Genomic DNA, 21536 nt, shown 5'->3' on the forward strand with positions numbered 1-21536 from the left:
CACGGCGCGGCCAGCCTTGTGCGCAAGAGTAACATCCAAAGGGCAACCGCCCGAATTGCGCGCGGCGCGATGACGGCAAGTGATTTGGCCTCTGGAAACACCCGGCTGCGCAGGCTAGAGCATCTGCATGAACACCCTGACCCTGATCCGCCCCGACGATTGGCACCTGCATTTGCGCGATGGCGCAATGTTGCGCGCGGTGCTGCCCGAAACAACGCGCCACTTCGGTCGTGCCATTATCATGCCCAATCTGGTGCCCCCGGTTGCAACCGGTGCACAAGCGGCAGAATACCGCGATCGGATCATGGCCGCCAAGCCGTTGAATTCAAAATTCCAACCATTGATGACCCTATATCTGACCGAAGAAACCGATGTGCGAGATCTGCGCGCCGGGGCGGAAATTGGCCTGATTTCGGCGGTAAAACTGTATCCGGCGGGCGCGACGACCAATTCGGCCAGCGGAGTGGCGGATTTTACCAAGGTCAAGCGCGTGCTGGAAAACATGGCGCAAATCGGCCTGCCCCTGTGCGTGCATGGCGAAGTGACCGATCCGCAGGTCGATATTTTTGACCGCGAGGCGGTGTTTATCGACCGCGTGCTTGATCCGATCCGCCGCGATGTGCCCGGCCTGCGCGTGGTGATGGAACATATCACAACCCGTGACGCCGCCGATTATGTGCGCGAGGCCGATGATAATCTGGCCGCCACCATCACCACCCATCATCTGGTGATCAACCGCAATCATATCTTGGTCGGTGGGATCAAGCCGCACTATTACTGCCTGCCTGTGGCAAAGCGCGAAGAGCATCGCCGCGCCCTGGTTGCTGCGGCAACATCGGGCGATGCCTCGTTTTTCCTCGGCACCGATTCTGCGCCGCATTTGGATTCGGCAAAATTACAGCCTTGCGGTTGTGCCGGATGTTTCACCGCCACCAACACCCTGTCGATCTTGGCCGAAGTGTTTGAAGCCGAAGGCGCGCTGGATCGTTTGGAAGGTTTCACATCGCGCCACGGCCCGGGGTTCTACCGCCTGCCGCTTAACAGTGACACGGTGACCTTAACCAAAGGTGAACCTGTGGCGTATCCCACGGCGATTGACACACCCGATGGGCCGGTCACGGTGTTTGATCCGGGGATGCCGCTGCATTGGCGCGTGACCGAATAAACAAAATATACGAACGGCAAAAGAGGGGCGAGCGATGATACCCAGCGGATTTCCAGACAAGAAAGACATGGCGCGGCTGACGGCAGGGATGCTGTTGGAAATTGGTGCGGTGCATTTCAACGCCGACACGCCGTTCACCCTCGCCTCTGGCCTGCCCTCGCCCACCTATATCGATTGTCGCAAACTGATTTCTTATCCGCGGATACGCAGTGTCCTGATGGATTTTCTGACCGTCACGGTGATGCGCGAGGCCGGGTTCGAGGCATTTGATAATGTGGCGGGCGGCGAAACTGCGGGTATTCCTTTTGGCGCATTGATGGCCGAACGGTTGGCCCTGCCCATGACCTATGTTCGTAAAAAGCCCAAAGGGTACGGGCGCAATGCCCGAATCGAAGGCGTGATGACCGAAGGGCAGCGGGTGCTTTTGGTCGAAGATCTGACCACCGATGGCGGTAGCAAATTGTCGTTTGTCGATGCCATCCGCGAAACCGGCGCAACCTGCGGCCATACGGCGGTTATTTTCTATTACGGCATCTTCCCCGGCACGCTTGATACTCTTTCGGGCCACGGTGTGCAGTTGATGCACCTGTGCACCTGGTGGGATGTTCTGGCCGAGGCGCGGGCGCGCAATGCTTTTGATGAGGCAACTTTGGACGAGGTCGAATCCTTCTTGCGGGCCCCGCGTGCCTGGCAGGATGCCCGCGGCCAGTAAACCGCAGCATCAGCAGAAAAGCGCGCGGCCCTGTTTCGCAATAACACCAGATGGGGTATGATACACATGCGCATCCCCAAGGTATCGCAGGGGCGTATAGGGCCGGATTGTCCACAGGGTTATACAGTTTGATTGCGACGCCGGGCGGCCCTATGAGTCGGGCATCGGGCAAACCATGAAAGTTCAGGGGCAGTTATGAATGAGATCTCAACGATCCGCACAGGCGAAATGACAGCGCAAGACGGCGAAAACACGCCCGATCTGTTACCCCATAATATCGAGGCCGAGCAGCAGTTGCTGGGCGCGATTCTGACCAACAACGATATTTACGACCGTGTCGCCAGCATCATCAACGATTCGCATTTCTATGATCCGGTGCACGCCCGAATCTATGAAATCGCCGCCGCGCGGATTGCCAAGAACGCACTGGCCAGCCCCGTAACCCTCAAGGCATTCATGGAGGATGACGAGGGCCTGAAAGAGCTGGGCGGCCCGGCCTATCTGATGCGTCTGGCGGGCGCTGCGATATCCAGCTTTGCCGCCCGCGATTACGCGCAGATGATTTTTGACATGTCCGTGCGGCGCGATCTGATTCAGCTGGGCCGCGACATCAGCGCCAAAGCCGCCAAGGTTGACGTGACGATCGAGCCAAAGGAGCAGATCGTCGAAGCGGAACAGCGCCTGTATGCCATGGGCGAATCCGGCCAGACCACCCAAGGGTTCCAGAGTTTTCTCAAGGCTGTGACCGATGCGGTGAACGTGGCCAACGCCGCCTATCAGCGCGACGGCGGGTTGTCGGGCGTTTCCACCGGTCTGGTCGATCTGGACAAGAAACTGGGCGGGTTGCACAAATCCGATCTGCTGATCCTGGCCGGGCGCCCTTCGATGGGCAAGACATCGCTGGCCACCAATATCGCGTTCAACATTGCCAAGGCTTATAAACGCGGCCGTTTGCCCGACGGCACCGAAGGCGCAATTGATGGCGGCGTGGTCGGGTTCTATTCACTGGAAATGAGCGCCGAACAGTTGGCGGCCCGAATCCTGTCAGAAGCCAGCGAAGTGCCCAGCGAACAAATTCGCCGGGGCGATATGAACGAAGCCGAATTTCGCCGTTTCGTCGAGGCGGCGAAATCGCTCGAGGCGTGTCCGCTGTTCATTGATGATACCCCGGCCCTGCCGATTGCCCAACTTGCCGCGCGCGCGCGTCGTCTGAAACGCACCCATGGGTTGGATGTGTTGATGGTTGATTACCTGCAACTGGTGCGCGGCACCGGGCGCAGCGAAAACCGCGTGAACGAAATTTCCGAAATCACCATGGGGTTGAAAGCCATCGCCAAAGAGCTGGAAATTCCGGTGGTCGCCCTGTCACAGCTCAGCCGTCAGGTGGAAAACCGCGAGGACAAGCGCCCGCAACTGAGCGATTTGCGCGAATCCGGTTCGATCGAGCAGGACGCCGATGTGGTGATGTTCGTGTTCCGCGAGGAATATTATAAAGAACGCGAAAAACCCGGCGATCATGAACTGGAAAAAGTCGCCATCTGGCAAGAAGAGATGGAGCGTTTGCACGGCCGCGCCGAAGTTGTGATCGGCAAACAGCGCCACGGGCCAATCGGTACGGTCGACCTGTCGTTCGAGGGCCGCTTTACCCGGTTCGGCAATCTGGTACAGCCATGGCAACAAGGCGGCGACGACAGTTTCTAGGCCGGCGTTAAGATAGTTTTCATCAAAGTTTGCTTTGCTCGGATCATGATTTGATTTGGCACGAGAGGAGCAAGAGATGAATCCAAGGATACACATCATACCCCCCGATCAGGGTTGGGTTTTCACAGTGTGATTGGACAGGGATCGGATTTCGCGCCATCTTGGGGCCATGCGCCATCTGATCGCCCTGCTTTTGTTGCTATGCCCTCTTTCGGCCCCCGCCCAAGAGGTGGATGTTGAACTGTTGCTCATGGTCGATGTTTCCCGTTCGATGAGCGGGGCTGAATTGGAAATTCAGCGGCGCGGATACATCGAGGCCTTGCTCAGCCCGACGGTGATGTCCGCCATTCATGCCGGTCTGTTGGGGCGTGTGGCGATTGCCTATGTGGAATGGGCCGGGGTAAACAGCCAGACGACGATCGTGGATTGGACGATGATTGCCGGCGAAGATGACGCGCGCGATTTTGTTGAGAAACTGTCGCGCAGCATTCCCGTCGGACTGCGACGCACATCGATTTCGGGCGCGTTGGAATTTGGGGCGCAGATGATCGCGCGCAATACCTATCAGGGCCTGCGCCGGGTGATCGACATGTCCGGGGATGGGCCAAACAACCAGGGGCGCAATGTCACCGATGCGCGTGATCGGGTGTTGGATCAAGGCATTGTGATCAACGGTCTGCCGTTGATGACCCGCGATGGTGTCGATACCCCCTGGCATCTTGAGGATCTGGATGAATACTATGTCAATTGCGTGATCGGCGGTCCGGGTGCCTTTGCCATTCCCGTCACCCATTGGGCCGAATTTGCCGAGGCCGTGCGCCGCAAGCTGGTGTTGGAGCTGGTCGGTTTGCCCTCTCTGCCGCCGATCCGTGCGCGTACTTTCGGGGCCACGCCAACCGGATATGATTGTGAGATTGGTGAAAAGATGTGGCAACGGAATTTCCAGTATTGGCAAGACCGATAGCTGTTTTCATCTATCCCCTCTTGCGCGTTGTCGGCCCATTGGTCACAACCCTGGTATGGGAACAGGAACGCTAAATATCGATCTCGCTGCGCTTGTCGCCAATTGGCAGGCGCTGAACGACAAATCCGGCCCCGGCGTGGAAACGGCCGCTGTGGTCAAGGCCGACGCCTATGGTTTGGGCGCTGGCAAAGTGGCGCGCGCCCTGCAACAGGTCGGCGTGAAACAGTTTTTCGTCGCCGTCGCCGAAGAAGGCGCCGCGCTGCGTCAGGACATCGGGCCTGATCCGGTGATCAATGTGTTTTCCGGACATATGGCCGGTGATTCTGATATGTTGCACGATTTGGCGCTGACGCCGATGCTGAACAGCATCGAACAGATGACCCGCCATTTCGAAGCACTGCCAGGCCACCGTTTTGGCGTTCAACTGGATACGGGGATGAACCGATTGGGGTTGGAGCCCGCCGAATGGGCCGCTGCACGCGCGATTGTGATGGCGCAAAATCCGGTGATGTTGATCAGTCATCTGGCCTGTGCCGACATGCCCAACCACCCGATGAATGCGCGCCAATTATCTACCTTTCATGACATGACCGACGGACTTTCTGTGCCACGGTCTTTGGCCGCGACCGGTGGCATCATGCTGGGCGCTGAGTATCATTTTGAGCTGACACGTCCGGGGATCGGCCTTTATGGCGGCGCACCGTTTGATGAGGCAGAGCCGGTGGTGCGCCTGTCCTTGCCGGTGGTTCAAACCCGCGATGTGGCAAAGGGCGAAACCGTTGGATACGCCGGTGGCTGGACCGCCGATGACCCCAGTGTGATCGCCACCCTTGCGGCGGGCTATGCCGATGGTTTGATCCGCGCCATGGGCAATCAGGCGGTGTTGTTCGCCGACGACACGCCCTGCCCCTTGGTTGGTCGGGTTTCGATGGATCTGTTGACCGTTGATATCACGCATCTTACCCGGGTGCCGTCCCATCTTGATATTCTTTGCCCGCTGCAAACGGTCGATGATCTGGCCAAAGTGGCCGGCACAATTGGTTATGAAATCCTTACGTCACTTGGGCCACGCTATCAGCGGCGGTATCTGGGCCAGGGATGAACCCGCTTGCCGCTGTCGGGCGGGCGGCTTTGGGCGGTCTGGCCGCCATTGGCCGGGTGGCCCTGTTTGCCGGGGAAACGGCCAGTCATCTGGTGCGCCCGCCGTTTTACTGGCGTGAATTTGGTCAGGCCTTGCAGTCGGTTGGTTACTTTTCGCTGCCTGTTATCGGGTTGACCGCACTGTTCACCGGCGGGGCGCTGGCGCTGCAGATCTTTGCCGGCGGGGGCCGTTTCGGCGCCGAAGCGGTGGTGCCACAAATCGTGGCCATCGGCATGGTGCGCGAATTGGGGCCGGTGCTGGTGGGGCTGATGATCGCCGCGCGGGTCACCTCCAGCATTGCCGCTGAAATCGCCACGATGAAAGTGACCGAACAGATTGATGCCCTGGTCACCCTTTCAACCCATCCGATGAAATACCTGACCCTGCCACGGGTCTTGGCCGGGCTGATCACTGTGCCGCTTTTGGTGGGTCTGGGCGATATCATCGGAATCATGGGCGGATACCTGGTGGGCACCGGCCCGCTTGGCTTTAACAAAGCGGTGTATCTTACCAATACCATTGATTTTTTAGAGTTTGGAGATATCGCATCTTCGTTGATCAAGGGCGCGGTGTTTGGGGTGATTGCAACGCTTATGGGGTGCTATTTCGGCATGGGTTCGGCGCGCGGCGCGCAGGGCGTGGGCCACGCCACCAAGGCCAGCGTCGAGGCCGCAGCGGTGCTTATTCTGGCGGCAAATTTCGCGCTGACCTCGGTGTTTTTCTGATGATCGTGCTGACGGATGTGCATAAACGTTTTGGCGCAAATCCCGTGTTGCGGGGCGTGAACCTGACTGTGCCAAAGGGCGAAAGCATGGTCATCATCGGTGGCTCTGGCACCGGCAAATCGATTTGTCTGAAATGTATTCTGGGGCTGGTCACGCCTGATCACGGCACGATCACCGTTGATGGCAAACAAACGCAAAATACCAACCGCGCACAGTTTCTGGCGCGGTTTGGCATGCTGTTTCAGGGCGGCGCATTGTTTGACAGCCTGCCGGTCTGGCAAAACGTCGCCTTTCGTCTGCTGCGCGGCCCGCTGAAACGGCCCAAGGCCGAGGCGCGCGCGATTGCGATAGAGAAATTGCGCCGCGTGGGATTGTCAGGCGATGTGGCCGATCACCTGCCCAGCGAACTGTCGGGCGGGATGCAAAAACGGGTCGGCCTGGCCCGCGCCATTGCTGCCAACCCTGACATCATATTTTTCGACGAACCCACAACCGGGCTTGATCCGATCATGGCCGGGGTGATCAACGATCTGATCCGCGAGATCGTGGTGGACCTTGGGGTGACAGCGATCACCATCACCCACGACATGACCAGCGTGCGCGCGATCGCAGACCGGGTGGCGATGTTGCACGACGGGGTCATCCAATGGACCGGGCCGGTGGGTGATATGGAAAACAGCGGTGATCCGTATTTGACCCAATTCATCCATGGCCGCGCTGATGGCCCGATTTCTGCCATAAGGTGAGCCGAATTGTCCGATCATACGAAACAAAGCCATAATAAATCGTTAACTGTGAACGATTTAACGGCTTAATCTGCCCTTATTTTGCCTTTAACTTGACACATTCGGGCCAGTGGCGCGAATGCAAAACGTGGGGGCGTTTATGGGTGATGTACGTATGGAAAAGTTGACACCACGGCCGATACTTGGGGTCGGGGCGTTGGTCCAGATGGTGGCGATGGCGGCAATCGCTGTTTTGGCGGGATTGATGGGCGGTTTGACGTTATTGTCATTGTCCGGGCTCAGCCCTTGGTTTGAGTTGGAGGCCAGTTTTGGCGGCGCACCGATCCCTTGGGCGGGTATGGCGCTGCAAATCGGCTTTACGCTGTTTTGTATCGGACTGTGCTTTTTCCTACCGGCCAGCCGCCGGATCTTGAAACTCGAAGCCGCACATCGCGCCTTTCACATCAACATGGAGGATGTCGCGCGGGCTTATCGGGTGTCACACGCCGCCGACCGCGCCGGATTGTTCAAGGCCGCGTCCGAGTTTGATTCGGTGCGCGAACGGATCAACCATTTGCGCAGTCATCCCGATCTGGGCGCGCTGGAACCCGATGTGATGGAAGTTGCCGCCCAGATGAGCCGGGAATCGCGCGAATTGGCGCGGATTTATTCCAAGGATGCAGTGGATCGGGCCCGGGAATTTCTGCGCCAGCGTCAGGAAGAGGCGGCGCGCATGGAAGATATCATAAGAATGGCGCGTGAAAATTGTGATCAGCTGCGCCATTGGCTGTTAGAGGTGCAAACCGAAGAGGCGTTGGTTAAACGGCATCTGGTGCGCCTTGAGGCGGATTTGTTGGAAATGCTGCCGCAACTGGGTTTTGAAACCTCGATCGAGGACAAGGGCAATGATACGGTGATTCCGCTGAACCGGCGGATCGGCGAACAGGCGCAGCGGCTGATGTCCAATCCGCAAAAGATCGACAATTAGGAATGACCTAAAGGAGGCCCTTTCAGGGCCGCTTGATCTTTTGTTTTGGCGCGTGCTGTTGAGGGCGCGCACCAATTTTTTCGATACGCCAGGCGAGCGGTTGGATGCCTCCGGCGGGGATATTTTGGGCAAGAAAAAGACCACGGTGGCAGGTGACCGGGGCCTTGCGTGAGGGGGCACAAGAAGGCACAAGGCGCCATGGCAAAAACACCGGGATTTGTATGTAACGTTTGCGGCGCTGCCCATTCCAAATGGTCTGGGCGCTGTGACGCCTGTGGCGCGTGGAATTCGATTGTTGAAGAGGTGCCGTTGTCGACCGGCCCCGCCGCGCAATCCCTTGGAACCAAGCGCGGCAACCGAATCGTTTTGTCGGACCTGTCCAGCGATGAGGCGCCGCCGCCGCGCACAACGTCGGGCATTGCCGAACTGGATCGGGTTCTGGGCGGCGGGTTGGTGCCGGCCTCGGCCGTGTTGGTCGGCGGCGATCCCGGCATCGGAAAATCGACGTTGTTGTTGCAGGCAGCGGCAAGTTTTGCACAGGCCGGTTTGAAATCAATCTATATCAGCGGTGAAGAGGCCAGCGCACAGGTGCGGATGCGTGCGCAACGGTTGGGATTGACCCAAGCGCCGGTGAAATTGGCCGCCGAAACCAATCTGCGCGATATTTTAACCATGTTAGAGGCGGAAAAACCCGCCCTGGCGATCATCGATTCGATTCAAACCATGTGGAGCGATCAGGTAAGCAGCGCGCCGGGGTCGGTCAGTCAGGTGCGCGCGGCGGCCCATGAATTGACCAGCTTTGCCAAACGTCACGGGGTGGCAGTGATTCTGGTGGGCCATGTCACCAAGGACGGCCAAATCGCCGGGCCGCGGGTGGTGGAACACATGGTCGACACCGTGCTGTATTTCGAGGGCGAGCGCGGGCACCAGTTTCGCATTCTGCGCGCCGTGAAAAACCGGTTTGGCCCGGCCGATGAAATCGGTGTGTTTGAAATGACGGGCGATGGATTGGCCGAGGTTGGCAACCCTTCGGCGCTGTTTCTGTCGGATCGGGAAAACCCTGCCCCCGGATCGGTTGTGTTTGCGGGCATCGAGGGCACGCGCCCAGTGTTGTGTGAATTTCAGGCCCTTGTCGCCCCCACCCCCCATTCCCAGCCCCGGCGCAGCACTGTTGGCTGGGATGGCGGACGGCTGGCGATGATTCTGGCCGTGCTTGAGGCGCGCTGCGGTATTCCATTTGCGGGCCTTGATGTGTATCTGAATGTGGCGGGCGGTCTGCGGGTGACCGAACCGGCGGCCGATCTGGCGGTGGCGATGGCGCTGCTGTCGGCGCGTGAAGATACGGCACTTCCGCCACAGTCGGTGGTTTTCGGAGAAATAAGCCTGTCAGGGGCGCTCAGACCGGTGGGTCAGACCGAAAACAGGTTGAAAGAGGCGCAAAAACTTGGTTTCACCGCAGCCATCGCGCCAACGCGGTCGAAAACCAGTGGCACGTTTGGAATGTCGTTACGGCAATACGAAGATCTGGCAGCAATCGTGGGCGATTTGTTCGGCGCGGGCTAGGCGTTTAGGGAAGGCAGAGGCATGGAAGGTTTTACCATCATTGATGGTGTCGTCGCGGGTGTGATCGTGATTTCGGCCATTCTGGCTTATTCGCGGGGCTTTGTGCGCGAAGCGATGGCAATCGTCGGTTGGATTGCCGCTGCGGTGCTGGCGTTTATTTTCGCTCCGCAGGCTGAACCGCTCGTGCGCGAAATCCCTGTTCTGGGTGATTTTCTGGGCGACAGTTGCGAATTGTCGATCATTGCGGCGTTTGCCGTGGTATTTGCCGTGGCTTTGGTTCTGGCGTCGATCTTTACACCCCTGTTTGCCGGGGCTGTTCAACGCTCGGCGCTGGGCGGGGTGGATCAGGCGATCGGGTTCTTGTTTGGTGTGGCGCGCGGCGTTTTGCTGGTTGCGGTGGCGTTGGTTGTTTACAGTCGTGTGGTCACGACCGATTCCATCCCGATGGTTGACAACAGCCGCACCGCCAAGATTTTCGCGCGCACCCAAGACAGCATTGATGAACAGATCCCGTCCGATGCACCCGGTTGGATCGTATCACGCTATGAGCAATTGGTAGGAGATTGCGGTTCTTAATCTGGAACCGAAGGCTGGCATCGCGTGTTTCCTCTCCAACACTCAGGAAAGGACACGCTATGGCAGAACGCAAACGTTCCCATGATGGCAGTCGTGATACCGACGCCTACACCGATGCCCCCGCCACCCCCGGCCAACAGGGCCGCGCCCAAGGTAACCTTGAACGCAAGGTGGGTACGCGCGACGAGCTGAAGCAGGTCGATCAGGGCAAAACCACCACCCGTGTGCATAAATCCGATGAAAAGGGCCAAGGCAACCTTGGCGGGCATCACGGCACGGGGGACAAGTAACATGGCACATCTGACAAATGGCGCGTGGGTCTTGATTGCCGACGGTGAAAAGGCGCTGTTCCTGCGCAACCTGACCGATGGCGAAAACCCGCATCTTGAGGTTCACCGCCTTGAGCAGCAGGAAAACCCCAAGGACATCGACCAGTCGGCAAACCGCCCCGGCCGGATGCAGGAGGGGCGCCCGGGCAACACCACATCTGGCCCGCGCTCGGCGTTTCAAGATACCGATTGGCATGAACTGGCCAAGGAACGCTTTGCCGATGATCTGGCGGATATTCTGTATAAACAGGCGCACAAGGGCGCGTTCGATCATTTGGTGATCGTTGCCGCACCGCGCGTCTTGGGCGATCTGCGCAAGGTTCTGCACCAGGAGGTGACGCAGCGTGTGATCGGCGAAATCCCGAAAACGCTTACCAACCACGATGTGGGCGACATCGAAAAGATCGTCAAAGACGAACTGCAGGACGCTTGAGCGCCAAGCAGCGCGAAAAAAAGCCCGGTCGCAAAATCCGCGACCGGGCTATTATTTTTGCCAATGGCGATGGGTCAGATCAACCGCACCTGTGCGCCAACCGGCACCAATTCAAACAGTTCGGCAATCTGGCGGTTATACAACCCGATACAGCCCGAAGACGACCGCCGCCCGATCTTGCGGGTGTCATGGGTGCCGTGGATCAGATAGGCAGGCCAGCTGAGATAGATGGCATGCGTACCCAGGGGGTTGTCCTCGCCGGCGGGCATGAACGTGGGCAACGATGGATCACGTTCGCGCATCGATGATGTCGGGGTCCAGGTTGGGCCAACCTTCTTGCGCACCACTTCGGTATATCCCAGGCGGGTGAGTTCATCAGTCAAGGGAACCGATGTGGGGTACATGCGATAATCGCTACCATCTGCCGACCAATAATGCAGTGCCCGCGACCCGGTATCGGCCACGATGGTGACGCGATCCAAGGTTTCAAAATGGTCCTGCCAGCGTTGTGTTTTGAAGCTGCTGACATTGCGGCGGGCGTTTGAATCGGCACGCAGGGCAGGCATGCTGTCTTGGGCCAAAAGAACGCTGGGCGTGGCAAGCATTGCGGCGCCGCTGGCCAGCAAGGCGCGGCGTGTCGGTTTAAGAAGACTCATGATGTGCCCCTTGGTTTGATGTTTGTTAACAGCTTAAATGCCAGAGTGGGCAAACAGTTCCAATCCCGTCTCACGTGAACGTTACGTCGCGTGGTTTTGGCGTCGCCTTTGCAACACACGTGGTGCGTGTGCCGACCTGTGGCAAGACTTGGCACAGTGTACAACGCCAATTGTTATGGGTTATGGGCGCAGATCAATGTCGGATATTGGTGATCCAGCATGCATTCCGGCCAAATTACTGTGATAGTCGCGCGATGAGTTATGATCTCCTCCCTGCCCTTGTGGCATTTTCGCTGGTGTCGTCGATCACGCCGGGGCCAAACAACCTGATGTTGATGGCATCGGGCGCAAATTTTGGTCTGCGTCGCAGCGTGCCGCATATGTTGGGCATCGCCGTGGGCTTTGTGGTGATGGTGTTTTTGGTGGGTATCGGGCTGCAACGTGTGTTTGTTGCATGGCCTTTGGCGCATACGGTTTTGCAAGTGGTTTCCGTGGCTTATCTGCTTTATCTTGCGTGGAAAATCGCCAATGCCGCCCCGCCCGAAAACGCCGAATCCCACGGCACGCCTTTCACGTTCCTACAGGCGGCGGCGTTTCAGTGGGTCAATCCCAAAGCCTGGGCAATGGCGCTGACCGCCACATCGGTTTATGCGCCGAACCAGACGTTTTTCGCGATTGCGCTGGTTGCTGCCGTGTTTGGCGCGGTCAATTTGCCATCGATTTCGTTCTGGCTGTTGCTGGGGCGGGAATTGCGGCGCATTCTGACCAATCCGGCCCGGTTGCGGGCGTTCAACTGGGCGATGGCCGGGCTTTTGATTGCGTCACTTTGGCCGGTTGTGGCGCCCTGATCCCGCTGCATTGCAGCATTTATCGAACGGCTGGGTGACACTGCCTGACAAACCCCCTATGTGATGCCCAACACCCACAGGATTCGGAGCACCCCATGCGCCAGATGCCCCCTGCCCATCCGTTTGATTTTGACGGTGACAAGCTTAAAGAAGAATGCGGCGTTTTTGGCGTTGTCGGCGTGGCCGATGCGGCAAACTTTGTCGCGCTCGGCCTGCATGCCTTGCAACACCGCGGCCAAGAGGCGGGCGGAATCGTTTCGCACCACCCCGATCACGGGTTCAATTCGGCGCGGCGATTCGGATATGTGCGCGACAGTTTTACCAAGGCATCGCTGATGGAAACATTGCCCGGCGAACTGGCCATTGGGCATGTGCGCTACTCCACCTCGGGGTCAAAAGGCAGCACGCAAATGCGCGACGTGCAGCCGTTTTTCGGCGAATTTGCCATGGGCGGCGCGGCGATTGCCCATAATGGCAATATCACCAATGCGGTTGCGCTCCGCCGTGAATTGATCGGCGCAGGGTCGATTTTTCAATCCGCTTCGGACAGTGAATGTATCATCCACCTGATGGCGCGTTCCTTGCAACGCAAGGTGCCGGACCGGATTCAGGATGCGTTGCGCCGGGTTGAGGGCGCGTTTTCCATCGTGGCGATGACGCGCACCAAACTGATCGGCGTGCGCGATCCGTTGGGCGTGCGCCCGTTGGTATTGGGCCAACTGGGCGAAGGCGATCACATTGGTTGGGTTTTATCCAGCGAAACCTGTGCCTTGGATATTATCGGCGCGAAATTCATTCGCGAAATCGACCCGGGCGAAATGGTGGTGATCGAACATGGCGAGATTCAAAGCCATCGCCCGTTCACCCCTGCCAAACCCCGGTTCTGTATCTTTGAACATGTGTATTTTTCGCGCCCTGACAGTATTCTGGGCGGGCGGTCAGTGTATGAAACCCGTCGCGCCATCGGCGTGGAATTGGCCAAAGAGGCGCCGGTGGATGCCGATCTGGTGTGCCCGGTGCCCGATTCCGGCACGCCCGCCGCAATTGGTTACAGTCAGGAAAGCGGCATCCCCTATGCCATGGGGATCATCCGCAACCAGTATATGGGGCGTACCTTCATCGAACCCACGGAACAGATCCGCAATATGGGGGTGCGTCTGAAACTGAACGTGAACCGCGCCCTGATCAAAGGCAAGCGGGTGATTCTGGTTGATGATTCGGTTGTACGCGGCACCACCAGCATCAAGATTCGTGAGATGATTCTGGATGCCGGCGCGAAAGAGGTGCATTTTCGCATCGCCTCTCCGCCTACCGCCTGGCCATGTTTTTATGGGGTCGATACGCCCCAGCGTGAAAAACTGCTCGCCTCAACCATGTCCGAAGACGAAATGTGCGCCCACCTGAAGGTTGATTCGCTGCGCTTTATCTCTCTTGATGGGCTGTACCGCGCCGTGGGCGAGGCAGAAGGCCGCAATGCGACATCACCCCAATATTGCGACGCGTGTTTTTCCGGCCAATATCCGGTTGAACCGTCTGATATGGTGGAACAGGGGTTTCGCCTGAAGGCGGCAGAGTAATCTAGCGCGCCAACTTCAGGGCGGGCCACCGCGTTTTGATGCCTCTCTTTCGCATCTGATACGGTCTGGGCGGGTGATTCAGCCGCTTCGCCCTTGACCTTGGCCGCGGGTATTGGCACAGCGCAGATATGTCAGACCAGAACACATCAAAAATCGCCCTGATCACCGGCGCCTCGCGCGGGCTGGGCGCCGCATTGGCCAAGGCGCTGTCGTCCAGCCATCATATCATCGCCGTTGCCAAAACCACCGGCGCGCTGGAAGAATTGGACGACGCAATTCAGGCCGGGGGCGGTCAAGCCACGCTCGCCCCCATGGATATCACCGATGCCGGGGCGATGGCGCACCTGTGCCGCTCGATTTATGATCGGTGGGGCCATGTTGATCTGTGGGCGCATACGGCGATTCACGCCGCGCCGATGACGCCGGCGGCCCATGTGGATGCCAAGGATTGGGCGAAATCCATCGCCCTGAATGCCACCGCGACCGCAACACTTATTCCGATGGTTGCACCGCTGCTGACCGCCGCCCCCGACGGTCAGGCACTGTTTTTCGATGATCCGCGTGCGGGGGCCAAATTTTTCGGCTGTTACGGTGCCACCAAGGCGGCACAGATGGCATTGGCCCAGTCATGGCAGGCGGAAACCGCAAATACCGGGCCAAAGGTGCATATTCTGACACCGCGCCCGATGCCCACCGCCACCCGGGGCCGGTTTTTCCCGGGCGAAGATCGCACAGGTTTGACCCATCCCGATGAGGAGGCCGCGCGCCTTCTGGCAACACTTTCAATGTGAGTCGCGTCGCCCGCTTGCCCGTTGGCACACCGTCGCCTAAGCAAGAGAAAACAAAAGGGGCTTTTATGCGTATTCTTATTACAAACGACGATGGAATCAACGCGCCCGGCCTGCAGGTGTTGGAAGAAGTCGCAACCGAAATTGCCGGACCGACCGGCGAGGTCTGGGTCGTTGCCCCCGCATTCGAACAATCGGGCGTGGCCCATTGCGTCAGCTATACCCAACCGATGATGTTGGCCGAATTCGGGCCGCGCCGCTTTGCGGTTGAGGGCGCGCCTGCCGATTGTGTTTTGGCGGCAATTTACGATGTCATGCCACAGCGCCCGGATCTGGTGTTGTCGGGTGTGAACCGGGGCAACAACTCGGCCGAAAATACGATGTATTCCGGCACTGTCGGCGCCGCGATCGAGGCGGCGTTACAGGGCCTGCCCGCGATTGCCCTGTCGCAATATTACGGCCCCGGAAACCGAAATCTGGCCGATCCGTTTGATGCGGCGCGGGTAACAGGGGTGCACACCATCCGCACCCTTTTGGAAAAGGGCGAATGGGACAACGCCGATTACCGCCTGTTTTACAACGTCAATTTCCCACCCGTTGCGGGCAAGGACGTGAAAGGCCTGCGCGTTTCAACCCAAGGGTTCCGGCCCGACAGCTTTTTCTCGACCGAGCCGCACATGTCGCCATCGGGGCGGAAATTTCTGTGGATCAAGGGTGGACCGCAAACCAACAGCGCGCCCGGTTCGGATGCCCATGACAACACGGCGGGCTATACCTCGATCACGCCGATGCGCGCTGATCTGACCGCCCATGACCGGATTGCCGATCTGAAAGCCGCGATCGAATGACATTTGACGCGGAACGCAAAATGCAGTTCCTTTATGCCCTGCGCTCACGCGGGGTGACAGACAGTCGCGTTCTGAGCGCGATGGAAAAGGTGGATCGCGGCGCATTCGTGCGCGGCATTTTCGCCGAGCGCGCCTATGAGGATATGCCGCTGCCCATCGCCTGTGGTCAGACGATCAGCCAACCTTCGGTTGTCGGGTTGATGACCCAGGCCTTGGATGTGCAGCCCCGCGACAAGGTTTTGGAAATCGGCACCGGATCGGGATATCAGGCGGCGGTGTTGTCGCATCTGGCGCGGCGGGTTTACACCGTGGACCGCCACAAACGATTGGTGCGCGAAGCCCGTGAGGTGTTTGAAGCCCTCGGATTGACCAATGTCACCGCCTTTGCCGCCGATGGATCGCACGGGTTGCCCGATCAGGCCCCGTTTGACAAAATCCTGGTCACCGCTGCCGCCGAAGACCCGCCCGGCCCCCTCTTGGCGGAATTGCGCGTTGGGGGTATCATGGTGCTGCCGGTGGGCCAGTCAAACACGGTGCAAAGCCTGATCAAGGTGACGCGCCATGCAAAAGGGTTTGATTATCAGGAATTAAGACCGGTGCGGTTTGTGCCTCTGTTAGAGGGGTTGGGCCAGGACGGATAGGGCGAGGCGCGTCTCGCATTTCAGGCGGTAAAAGGATGAGCGCACGCAGAGGCGCCATTCAGACAATTTGAGGACGACAGATGGCAGTATTTCCCAAACCCCGGGCCGCGATGATGTGTGGCGCGGCATTGTTGGCCTTGGCCGCCTGTGGCGACAAGCCTTTTGATTTTGATTTGCGCGACAGTTTTGCCAATGGGTTGGATACGTCTGACGCCGCCCTTGCGGTGCGCACGGCACAGCGGCCCCGCGCCGACAATCGCGGTGTCATCTCGTACCCGAATTATCAGGTGGCGGTTGCACGCAGTGGCGACACGGTCAGCGATGTCGCCGCGCGCATTGGCCTGCCCGCCGAAGAATTGGCGCGCTATAACGGCATGCCTTTGGATCTGAACCTGCGAAAGGGCGAGGTGATCGCCCTGCCCCGCCGGGTCAGCGAACCATCGCCCGCGACGGGGGCCTCAAATATCGGGCCGATCCGGCCCACTCCGGCCCCGGTCAGCCCAACAACACCGCTGACCCCGCCCGCCGAAATCGGCACCAGCAGTCTGGATAGCGATGGCGGCATCACCCCCGCAAACCGACCCGCCGCACAGCCCAGCCAAACGACAACATCAGGCACTGAACCGATCCGCCACAAGGTAAAGCGGGGCGAAACGGCATTTTCGATCGCGCGCCGTTACAATATTCCGGTGAAATCCCTGGCCGAATGGAATGGCCTGACTGGGGAATTAGGCATACGCGAGGGGCAGTTTTTGTTGATTCCGGTCGCCCTGCCCGGCCAACCCACCCCCACCGCGGCCGAACGGCCGGGCACCGGCAGTGTCGCGCCTATTCCGCCAAGTGCGGCACAACCTCTGCCCGATGAAAAGGCCACCACCGCCACCCCAAAAGAAACGCCGCCCTCGCCCGCCCTTGCAGATACAAAAACCAAGGCCAGTGATACAGGACGCTTTGCGCTGCCGGTCAACGGCCCGATCATCCGCGGTTATTCCAAGGGCAAAAACGACGGCATAGATATTTCAGCCGCAGCCGGATCAGACGTGCGCGCCGCAGATGCAGGCACCGTCGCGGCAATCACCCGGGATACCGATCAGGTTCCGATCCTGGTATTGCGCCATGCGGGCAATATTCTGACGGTCTATGCGGGCGTTGACAAGGTGAGCGTCGCAAAGGGCGATCAGGTCCGCCGGGGCCAGACGATTGCCAAGATCCGTGCCGCCGCGGCACCCGGATTGCATTTTGAGATTCGCGAAGGATTTGAAAGCGTCAATCCCGTGCCCTATCTGGAGTGACCTGACGGAGTGGCTGCGCCACACACGATATTTTGTTTAGTGGGTGTGGGGTGCGCGGCACATTTGCGGCAAGCGGAGTTAACGCGGTGAGGTGGGAGCCTCCGGCGGGGATATTTCAAGCAAGAAAAATCACTGCCGTTTGGTAAGCGACAGGTGAATGCCCTCTTTCGCGCGGACAGTAAGGTGGGCAACGGGGGTTGGTGTTTTACCATCCACCGGAGAGATGTGCCAATCGGCCAGCAGTGTTGCCAGCAACAGCGGGCCTTCGACCATGGCAAAGGCGGCCCCGGTGCAGACCCGTGCGCCAGTTGAAAACGGCATATATGCCTCTCGCAGGGATTTGCGACCCGTTTCAGTGGCGTATCTGCCGGGGTCAAATCCATCGGGGTTGTCCCACAGGCGGGTGTGGCGGTGTAAATGCCACGGGCTGAGCACGACTTGCGCGCCTTTGGGTGCGGTGCGGTCGCGCATTTGTTCGGGGCATCTGGTTTGGCGCACCATCATTGGCACGGGCGGATAGAGGCGCAATGCCTCACGAAACACATCGCGGGTGAATTTCAGGGTCGACAGGCGGGTGAACTGCGGGTCTTGCATAAAGGTTTTCGCCTCTTGCGCGACTTTTTCCTGTGCCTGCGGATGGGTGGCCAGAAGGTAAAGCGCCCATGCCAAGGCCGAGGCGCTGGTTTCATGACCGGCAAGGAAGAATATCGCCACCTGATCGACCATTTCTTCGGTTGAAAAGCCGTCGCCGGTGACCGGATCGCGGGTGGTCATGATTTTGGTCGCCAGATCATCGGGGGCCGTTCCGGCGTTTATTTCTGCCATGCGACCTGCGGTCAGATCGGTGATCAGGGCGCGGATGGCACGGGCCGTTTGTTTGGTGCGCGCCCTGTGGAAACGTGGAAACCATCGGGGAATGGGGATGAAGGCGGCGAGGTTCAGGATCGGTTGTGTGCGCTGATAATCGCGAAACTGGTCAAACACCTGTGTGGCCGTTTCATGTTCGATCGGGATTGAGAACAGCGTGCGAAAGATCACATCGGCGGCGGTGTGGCTGGCTTCGGGTTCGATATCCTGCGCGCCTTCGCTCAGGCGGGCACTGGCCGCCTGCCCTGCTGCCAGCATTGCCGGGAATGTATCACGCAGACGCCCGCCCTCAAACGCCGGGTCGATGATGCGGCGTTGTTTTTGCCAGATCTCGCCATTGGTCAAAAACACCGAATTGCCCAGCAGCGGGCGCAGCCCTTCGCCAATGCGATCAGACTTTGGAAAATCCATCGGCCGTTCATTCAGGATGACGCGCAACAGTTTCGGGTCATTCACCAGGTAGCTGCGAAAAAACGGTGTGCGAAATTCGGCCATCCAGGCGCGATAGAGTTTCGCCGGTTGCGCCGACAGAATATCCTGTCGAAACAGTTTCAAATAGCGCCAGAGCGATACTTTGTCGGCGCGCGCTGAGGGTTTTGGCGGGATCATGCGGCCATCGTTGTGTGGCAAGAGGCGGCAATGTCGATGCGCGATTTGCTGGGTTTGCGGCCCGCGTATCGCGCGCCCAAGGTCAGCGGCCCGGCGGTGATTTGAAAGTAATCGTAATCGCGCGGCGCATCAAAGGCGCAGAGGTATTGGAAATGCAGGCGAAAAAACCGCCAGCGCAGGGATTTCCAAGTTTCGGGTTTCAGCGTTTGGGTAAAGGCGGCCGAAAACACCAGCGGCCATTTTTGATCGCGCGGCGATACACCCGACACGGCCACCGGATCGCACAGGGCAAAGGCGCAGCCATCGCCGGGTGCGGTGACATCCACCCATGTCAGATCGGCGCGCGCGGACAGGTAATGCAGATCGGCGCGCAGGCGGTGGGCATCGGGCAGGAAGCTGACCATCGGGATCACCTGGCCAAGTGACAGGAACGACAAGGCCGGGCCAATGGCGGGCAGTTTGCCAAGGCGGATCAGATCGGCCAGACACGACACCGCGATATGCGCGCCCGAGGAATGGCCCACGACCAACACTTCGTCAAAATCGCCCGCCATCGCATCGGCAATGGCGGCGGTGAAGTCGGTCATGCGGGTTTCAAGGGCGGGGGGATTGGCTCCGCGCGTCGCGGCGGAAAATGCGTAATCATGCATCAAGTAATAGGCAAAGAATTTACCGTCTTTCGCTTTGAACCACCGCAAAAGCGCGATGGCCGCTGCGCCCGACACGGCAAATGCTGCAAGGGTCAGCACGGGCATTGCGCCAATAGCCAAATGAAACGCCCAGGCCAACAGCCGCCCGCCAAACCAGAACACCGCCAAAGCCGTAAGCAGTTGCACCAACAACATGCCCACCGGATAAAGCGCGGCAATCACCGGCCCTTTGCGCAGCCACATCAAACGGCGCAAAGCCCCGCTGGAAATATAGATATAAGCGGTGCGCACCAACTGGCCATAGGTGGCCAAAATCCCGGTTTTCATCGAATCGCGCACGATGTCTGACCACACCAGAACCTCAAATTCGGCGCTGACCTCGGCGCCATCCACGCGCCCTTCAACCTGCCAGCCATAGCGCGCGCCCTTGCGCGGTTTCAGGGCGATGTCATAGCCCGAAATCGCGGCCTGTGCCGCGCCCTCTTTGCGGTATAATTCGCGGTAACGTCGGGGGTGAATCGGATCGTAACCGGGGATATAAAACACTTTGCGGCGGGTGACGGGCGTATGCATCTGGCGAAAATCCTGTTGCGTTACTTACAACATAGCCGCAGATCGGGGCGAAATTAAGCCGATTAACCCAAAGCCGCCAGTGCCGGAAATGTCTCTAACAACCACCAGGAAAACGCGCTGAACGCGCCGGTCAACAGGGCCAGACCGACCAGAACCAAAAGCGCACCCATGCCTTTTTCAATCACGCCCATCCACGGTTTGATCCGGTTCATCACCCCAATCGACCGCTGAATAAACACCGCCGCCAACAAAAACGGAATGCCCAGACCGGCGGCATAGACTCCCAACAATGTGGTGCCGCGCGCCACGCTTGCCTCACTTGCCGCGAGGGACAGGATTGCGCCCAGTTGCGGCCCGATGCACGGTGTCCAGCCAAAGGCAAAGGCCAGGCCCAGAACATAGGCGCCAAATGACGATCCGCCCTTGTCGCCGGCATCAAGGCGCGCCTCGCGGTTAAGCAATGGAATGCGGAACAGGCCCAGAAAATGCAGGCCAAACACAATGACCACCACGCCGGAAACCTGTGCAAAAATTTCCTGATATTGCAGAAAGAATGCGCCAAAGGCAGACGCAGTGAAGCCGAGGATCAAGAAAACCGTCGACAGGCCCAGAACGAAAAACACCGCCGAAATCACCGCGCGCCGGTGGGCGGTGGTTTCTTCCTTCATTTCGTTCATCGTGATCCCGCCCATATAGGCCAGATATGGCGGCACGATGGGCAACACACAGGGCGACAGGAATGACAGCAGCCCGGCAATCAGGGCCACGATCATGGCAGGGAGCAGCCCCGCATCTATGATTTCGATTCCGAACATGCCCCTAGGGTTAGGCCAAATTATCGGCGGCGTCACGCGCCATTGGGTCACATCCCCGTGGACAATGTGAAACAAATGCGGGACGTTGGGCCATGAACACACCTGATGATACTTTGGATGCACTGGGCCTGCTGTGTCCCCTGCCGGTTTTGAAAGCGCGCAAGCGATTGGCGGCATTGCGGCCCGGCCAAATTCTGCAAATGCAGGCCGACGATCCGGCAGCCGTGGTCGACGTGCCGCATTTCTGCAATGAATCCGGCCATGTCCTGTTGGAAATGGAATCAGAGGGTGCGGTGCTGACGTTTTTGATCCGCCGCGCCTGACCCCCTGATCCGAAAACAAAAAGGCCG

Annotated in this window: 23 protein-coding genes; 19 read left to right on the top strand and 4 right to left on the bottom strand. The window is 59.0% G+C overall.

Annotation, left to right across the window (positions count from 1 at the left end; genetic code table 11):
- Positions 1-127 precede the first annotated feature (127 nt).
- The 12 genes from pyrC to C8265_RS02840 all read left to right on the top strand — a co-directional run bounded on the left by pyrC (position 128) and on the right by C8265_RS02840 (position 11022).
- Positions 128-1165, top strand: a complete 1038-nt coding sequence (gene pyrC / locus C8265_RS02785) for a dihydroorotase (RefSeq protein ID WP_108482426.1) — start codon at positions 128-130, stop codon at positions 1163-1165.
- A 34-nt stretch (positions 1166-1199) separates the two neighbouring features.
- Complete coding sequence (locus C8265_RS02790) at positions 1200-1877, top strand: orotate phosphoribosyltransferase (RefSeq protein WP_108482427.1); 678 nt, start codon at positions 1200-1202, stop codon at positions 1875-1877.
- 195 nt (positions 1878-2072) lie between these two features.
- Positions 2073-3578, top strand: coding sequence for a replicative DNA helicase (locus C8265_RS02795; protein WP_108482428.1), 1506 nt, complete (start codon positions 2073-2075; stop codon positions 3576-3578).
- A 169-nt stretch (positions 3579-3747) separates the two neighbouring features.
- Positions 3748-4542, top strand: coding sequence for a DUF1194 domain-containing protein (locus C8265_RS02800; protein WP_108482429.1), 795 nt, complete (start codon positions 3748-3750; stop codon positions 4540-4542).
- A gap of 55 nt (positions 4543-4597) precedes the next feature.
- Entirely contained in the window at positions 4598-5644 is a 1047-nt protein-coding gene (gene alr, locus C8265_RS02805; RefSeq protein ID WP_108482430.1) for an alanine racemase, read from the top strand.
- Positions 5641-6408, top strand: coding sequence for an MlaE family ABC transporter permease (locus tag C8265_RS02810; protein ID WP_108482431.1), 768 nt, complete (start codon positions 5641-5643; stop codon positions 6406-6408). Before alr ends, C8265_RS02810 begins: the two co-directional genes overlap by 4 nt.
- Entirely contained in the window at positions 6408-7154 is a 747-nt protein-coding gene (locus C8265_RS02815; protein WP_108482432.1) for an ABC transporter ATP-binding protein, read from the top strand. Before C8265_RS02810 ends, C8265_RS02815 begins: the two co-directional genes overlap by 1 nt.
- A gap of 139 nt (positions 7155-7293) precedes the next feature.
- Entirely contained in the window at positions 7294-8121 is an 828-nt protein-coding gene (locus tag C8265_RS02820; protein WP_126623139.1) for a DNA repair protein, read from the top strand.
- Between the two features lie 198 nt (positions 8122-8319).
- The gene (gene radA, locus C8265_RS02825) at positions 8320-9684 is read left to right on the top strand and encodes a DNA repair protein RadA (RefSeq protein ID WP_108482434.1); all 1365 of its coding nucleotides are present in this window, start codon (positions 8320-8322) and stop codon (positions 9682-9684) included.
- 21 nt (positions 9685-9705) lie between these two features.
- The gene (locus C8265_RS02830) at positions 9706-10260 is read left to right on the top strand and encodes a CvpA family protein (protein ID WP_108482435.1); all 555 of its coding nucleotides are present in this window, start codon (positions 9706-9708) and stop codon (positions 10258-10260) included.
- Between the two features lie 59 nt (positions 10261-10319).
- On the top strand, positions 10320-10550 hold the full coding sequence (locus C8265_RS02835) for a hypothetical protein (RefSeq protein WP_108482436.1): 231 nt from the start codon (positions 10320-10322) through the stop codon (positions 10548-10550).
- 1 nt (position 10551) lies between these two features.
- Positions 10552-11022: a host attachment family protein gene (locus C8265_RS02840; RefSeq protein WP_108482437.1), complete on the top strand. Its 471-nt coding sequence runs from the start codon at positions 10552-10554 to the stop codon at positions 11020-11022.
- A gap of 74 nt (positions 11023-11096) precedes the next feature.
- Here C8265_RS02840 and C8265_RS02845 read toward each other — a convergent pair whose 3' ends face one another.
- Entirely contained in the window at positions 11097-11678 is a 582-nt protein-coding gene (locus tag C8265_RS02845) for a L,D-transpeptidase (RefSeq protein WP_108482438.1), read from the bottom strand.
- Positions 11679-11932: 254 nt separating this feature from the next.
- Between C8265_RS02845 and C8265_RS02850 the strand changes: the two genes are divergently transcribed.
- The 6 genes from C8265_RS02850 to C8265_RS02875 all read left to right on the top strand — a co-directional run bounded on the left by C8265_RS02850 (position 11933) and on the right by C8265_RS02875 (position 17672).
- Positions 11933-12526: a LysE family translocator gene (locus C8265_RS02850; RefSeq protein ID WP_108482439.1), complete on the top strand. Its 594-nt coding sequence runs from the start codon at positions 11933-11935 to the stop codon at positions 12524-12526.
- A gap of 104 nt (positions 12527-12630) precedes the next feature.
- On the top strand, positions 12631-14103 hold the full coding sequence (gene purF, locus C8265_RS02855) for an amidophosphoribosyltransferase (RefSeq protein WP_108482526.1): 1473 nt from the start codon (positions 12631-12633) through the stop codon (positions 14101-14103).
- 128 nt (positions 14104-14231) lie between these two features.
- Positions 14232-14894: an SDR family NAD(P)-dependent oxidoreductase gene (locus C8265_RS02860; protein WP_108482440.1), complete on the top strand. Its 663-nt coding sequence runs from the start codon at positions 14232-14234 to the stop codon at positions 14892-14894.
- Positions 14895-14959: 65 nt separating this feature from the next.
- A complete protein-coding gene (surE, locus tag C8265_RS02865; protein WP_108482441.1) occupies positions 14960-15739 on the top strand; it encodes a 5'/3'-nucleotidase SurE in 780 nt (259 codons plus the stop codon).
- Positions 15736-16380, top strand: a complete 645-nt coding sequence (locus tag C8265_RS02870) for a protein-L-isoaspartate(D-aspartate) O-methyltransferase (RefSeq protein WP_108482442.1) — start codon at positions 15736-15738, stop codon at positions 16378-16380. The genes surE and C8265_RS02870 overlap by 4 nt, the downstream gene beginning before the upstream one ends.
- Positions 16381-16460: 80 nt before the next feature.
- Positions 16461-17672, top strand: a complete 1212-nt coding sequence (locus C8265_RS02875; RefSeq protein WP_108482443.1) for a M23 family metallopeptidase — start codon at positions 16461-16463, stop codon at positions 17670-17672.
- 129 nt (positions 17673-17801) lie between these two features.
- Here C8265_RS02875 and C8265_RS02880 read toward each other — a convergent pair whose 3' ends face one another.
- The 3 genes from C8265_RS02880 to C8265_RS02890 all read right to left on the bottom strand — a co-directional run bounded on the left by C8265_RS02880 (position 17802) and on the right by C8265_RS02890 (position 21186).
- Positions 17802-19148 (bottom strand): cytochrome P450, encoded by a 1347-nt coding sequence (locus C8265_RS02880; RefSeq protein WP_108482444.1) that lies wholly within the window; start codon positions 19146-19148, stop codon positions 17802-17804.
- Positions 19145-20371, bottom strand: coding sequence for a hypothetical protein (locus C8265_RS02885; protein WP_108482445.1), 1227 nt, complete (start codon positions 20369-20371; stop codon positions 19145-19147). The genes C8265_RS02880 and C8265_RS02885 overlap by 4 nt, the downstream gene beginning before the upstream one ends.
- A 62-nt stretch (positions 20372-20433) precedes the next feature.
- Positions 20434-21186 carry a cytochrome c biogenesis CcdA family protein gene (locus C8265_RS02890; protein ID WP_108482446.1) on the bottom strand — a complete coding sequence of 251 codons (753 nt, stop codon included), beginning with the start codon at positions 21184-21186 and terminating at the stop codon, positions 20434-20436.
- A gap of 92 nt (positions 21187-21278) precedes the next feature.
- Between C8265_RS02890 and C8265_RS02895 the strand changes: the two genes are divergently transcribed.
- On the top strand, positions 21279-21509 hold the full coding sequence (locus tag C8265_RS02895; RefSeq protein ID WP_108482447.1) for a sulfurtransferase TusA family protein: 231 nt from the start codon (positions 21279-21281) through the stop codon (positions 21507-21509).
- The last annotated feature ends 27 nt before the right edge of the window (positions 21510-21536 follow it).

The sequence above is a fragment of the Oceaniglobus ichthyenteri genome, assembly GCF_003057885.1.
GTDB classification, from domain to species: domain Bacteria; phylum Pseudomonadota; class Alphaproteobacteria; order Rhodobacterales; family Rhodobacteraceae; genus Oceaniglobus; species Oceaniglobus ichthyenteri.

Bases quoted from the DNA above. Each gene is read 5' to 3' on its own strand.
- purF (WP_108482526.1), top strand. From the start codon at position 12,631: ATGCCCCCTGCCCATCCGTTTGATTTTGACGGTGACAAGCTTAAAGAA.
- pyrC (WP_108482426.1), top strand. From the start codon at position 128: ATGAACACCCTGACCCTGATCCGCCCCGACGATTGGCACCTGCATTTG.
- C8265_RS02860 (WP_108482440.1), top strand. From the start codon at position 14,232: ATGTCAGACCAGAACACATCAAAAATCGCCCTGATCACCGGCGCCTCG.
- C8265_RS02890 (WP_108482446.1), bottom strand. From the start codon at position 21,186: ATGTTCGGAATCGAAATCATAGATGCGGGGCTGCTCCCTGCCATGATC.
- C8265_RS02795 (WP_108482428.1), top strand. From the start codon at position 2,073: ATGAATGAGATCTCAACGATCCGCACAGGCGAAATGACAGCGCAAGAC.
- C8265_RS02790 (WP_108482427.1), top strand. From the start codon at position 1,200: ATGATACCCAGCGGATTTCCAGACAAGAAAGACATGGCGCGGCTGACG.
- C8265_RS02815 (WP_108482432.1), top strand. From the start codon at position 6,408: ATGATCGTGCTGACGGATGTGCATAAACGTTTTGGCGCAAATCCCGTG.
- C8265_RS02875 (WP_108482443.1), top strand. From the start codon at position 16,461: ATGGCAGTATTTCCCAAACCCCGGGCCGCGATGATGTGTGGCGCGGCA.
- C8265_RS02840 (WP_108482437.1), top strand. From the start codon at position 10,552: ATGGCACATCTGACAAATGGCGCGTGGGTCTTGATTGCCGACGGTGAA.
- C8265_RS02880 (WP_108482444.1), bottom strand. From the start codon at position 19,148: ATGATCCCGCCAAAACCCTCAGCGCGCGCCGACAAAGTATCGCTCTGG.
- C8265_RS02850 (WP_108482439.1), top strand. From the start codon at position 11,933: ATGAGTTATGATCTCCTCCCTGCCCTTGTGGCATTTTCGCTGGTGTCG.
- C8265_RS02810 (WP_108482431.1), top strand. From the start codon at position 5,641: ATGAACCCGCTTGCCGCTGTCGGGCGGGCGGCTTTGGGCGGTCTGGCC.
- C8265_RS02870 (WP_108482442.1), top strand. From the start codon at position 15,736: ATGACATTTGACGCGGAACGCAAAATGCAGTTCCTTTATGCCCTGCGC.
- C8265_RS02830 (WP_108482435.1), top strand. From the start codon at position 9,706: ATGGAAGGTTTTACCATCATTGATGGTGTCGTCGCGGGTGTGATCGTG.
- C8265_RS02895 (WP_108482447.1), top strand. From the start codon at position 21,279: ATGAACACACCTGATGATACTTTGGATGCACTGGGCCTGCTGTGTCCC.
- C8265_RS02820 (WP_126623139.1), top strand. From the start codon at position 7,294: ATGGGTGATGTACGTATGGAAAAGTTGACACCACGGCCGATACTTGGG.
- C8265_RS02800 (WP_108482429.1), top strand. From the start codon at position 3,748: ATGCGCCATCTGATCGCCCTGCTTTTGTTGCTATGCCCTCTTTCGGCC.
- C8265_RS02835 (WP_108482436.1), top strand. From the start codon at position 10,320: ATGGCAGAACGCAAACGTTCCCATGATGGCAGTCGTGATACCGACGCC.
- C8265_RS02845 (WP_108482438.1), bottom strand. From the start codon at position 11,678: ATGAGTCTTCTTAAACCGACACGCCGCGCCTTGCTGGCCAGCGGCGCC.
- C8265_RS02885 (WP_108482445.1), bottom strand. From the start codon at position 20,371: ATGCATACGCCCGTCACCCGCCGCAAAGTGTTTTATATCCCCGGTTAC.
- surE (WP_108482441.1), top strand. From the start codon at position 14,960: ATGCGTATTCTTATTACAAACGACGATGGAATCAACGCGCCCGGCCTG.
- alr (WP_108482430.1), top strand. From the start codon at position 4,598: ATGGGAACAGGAACGCTAAATATCGATCTCGCTGCGCTTGTCGCCAAT.
- radA (WP_108482434.1), top strand. From the start codon at position 8,320: ATGGCAAAAACACCGGGATTTGTATGTAACGTTTGCGGCGCTGCCCAT.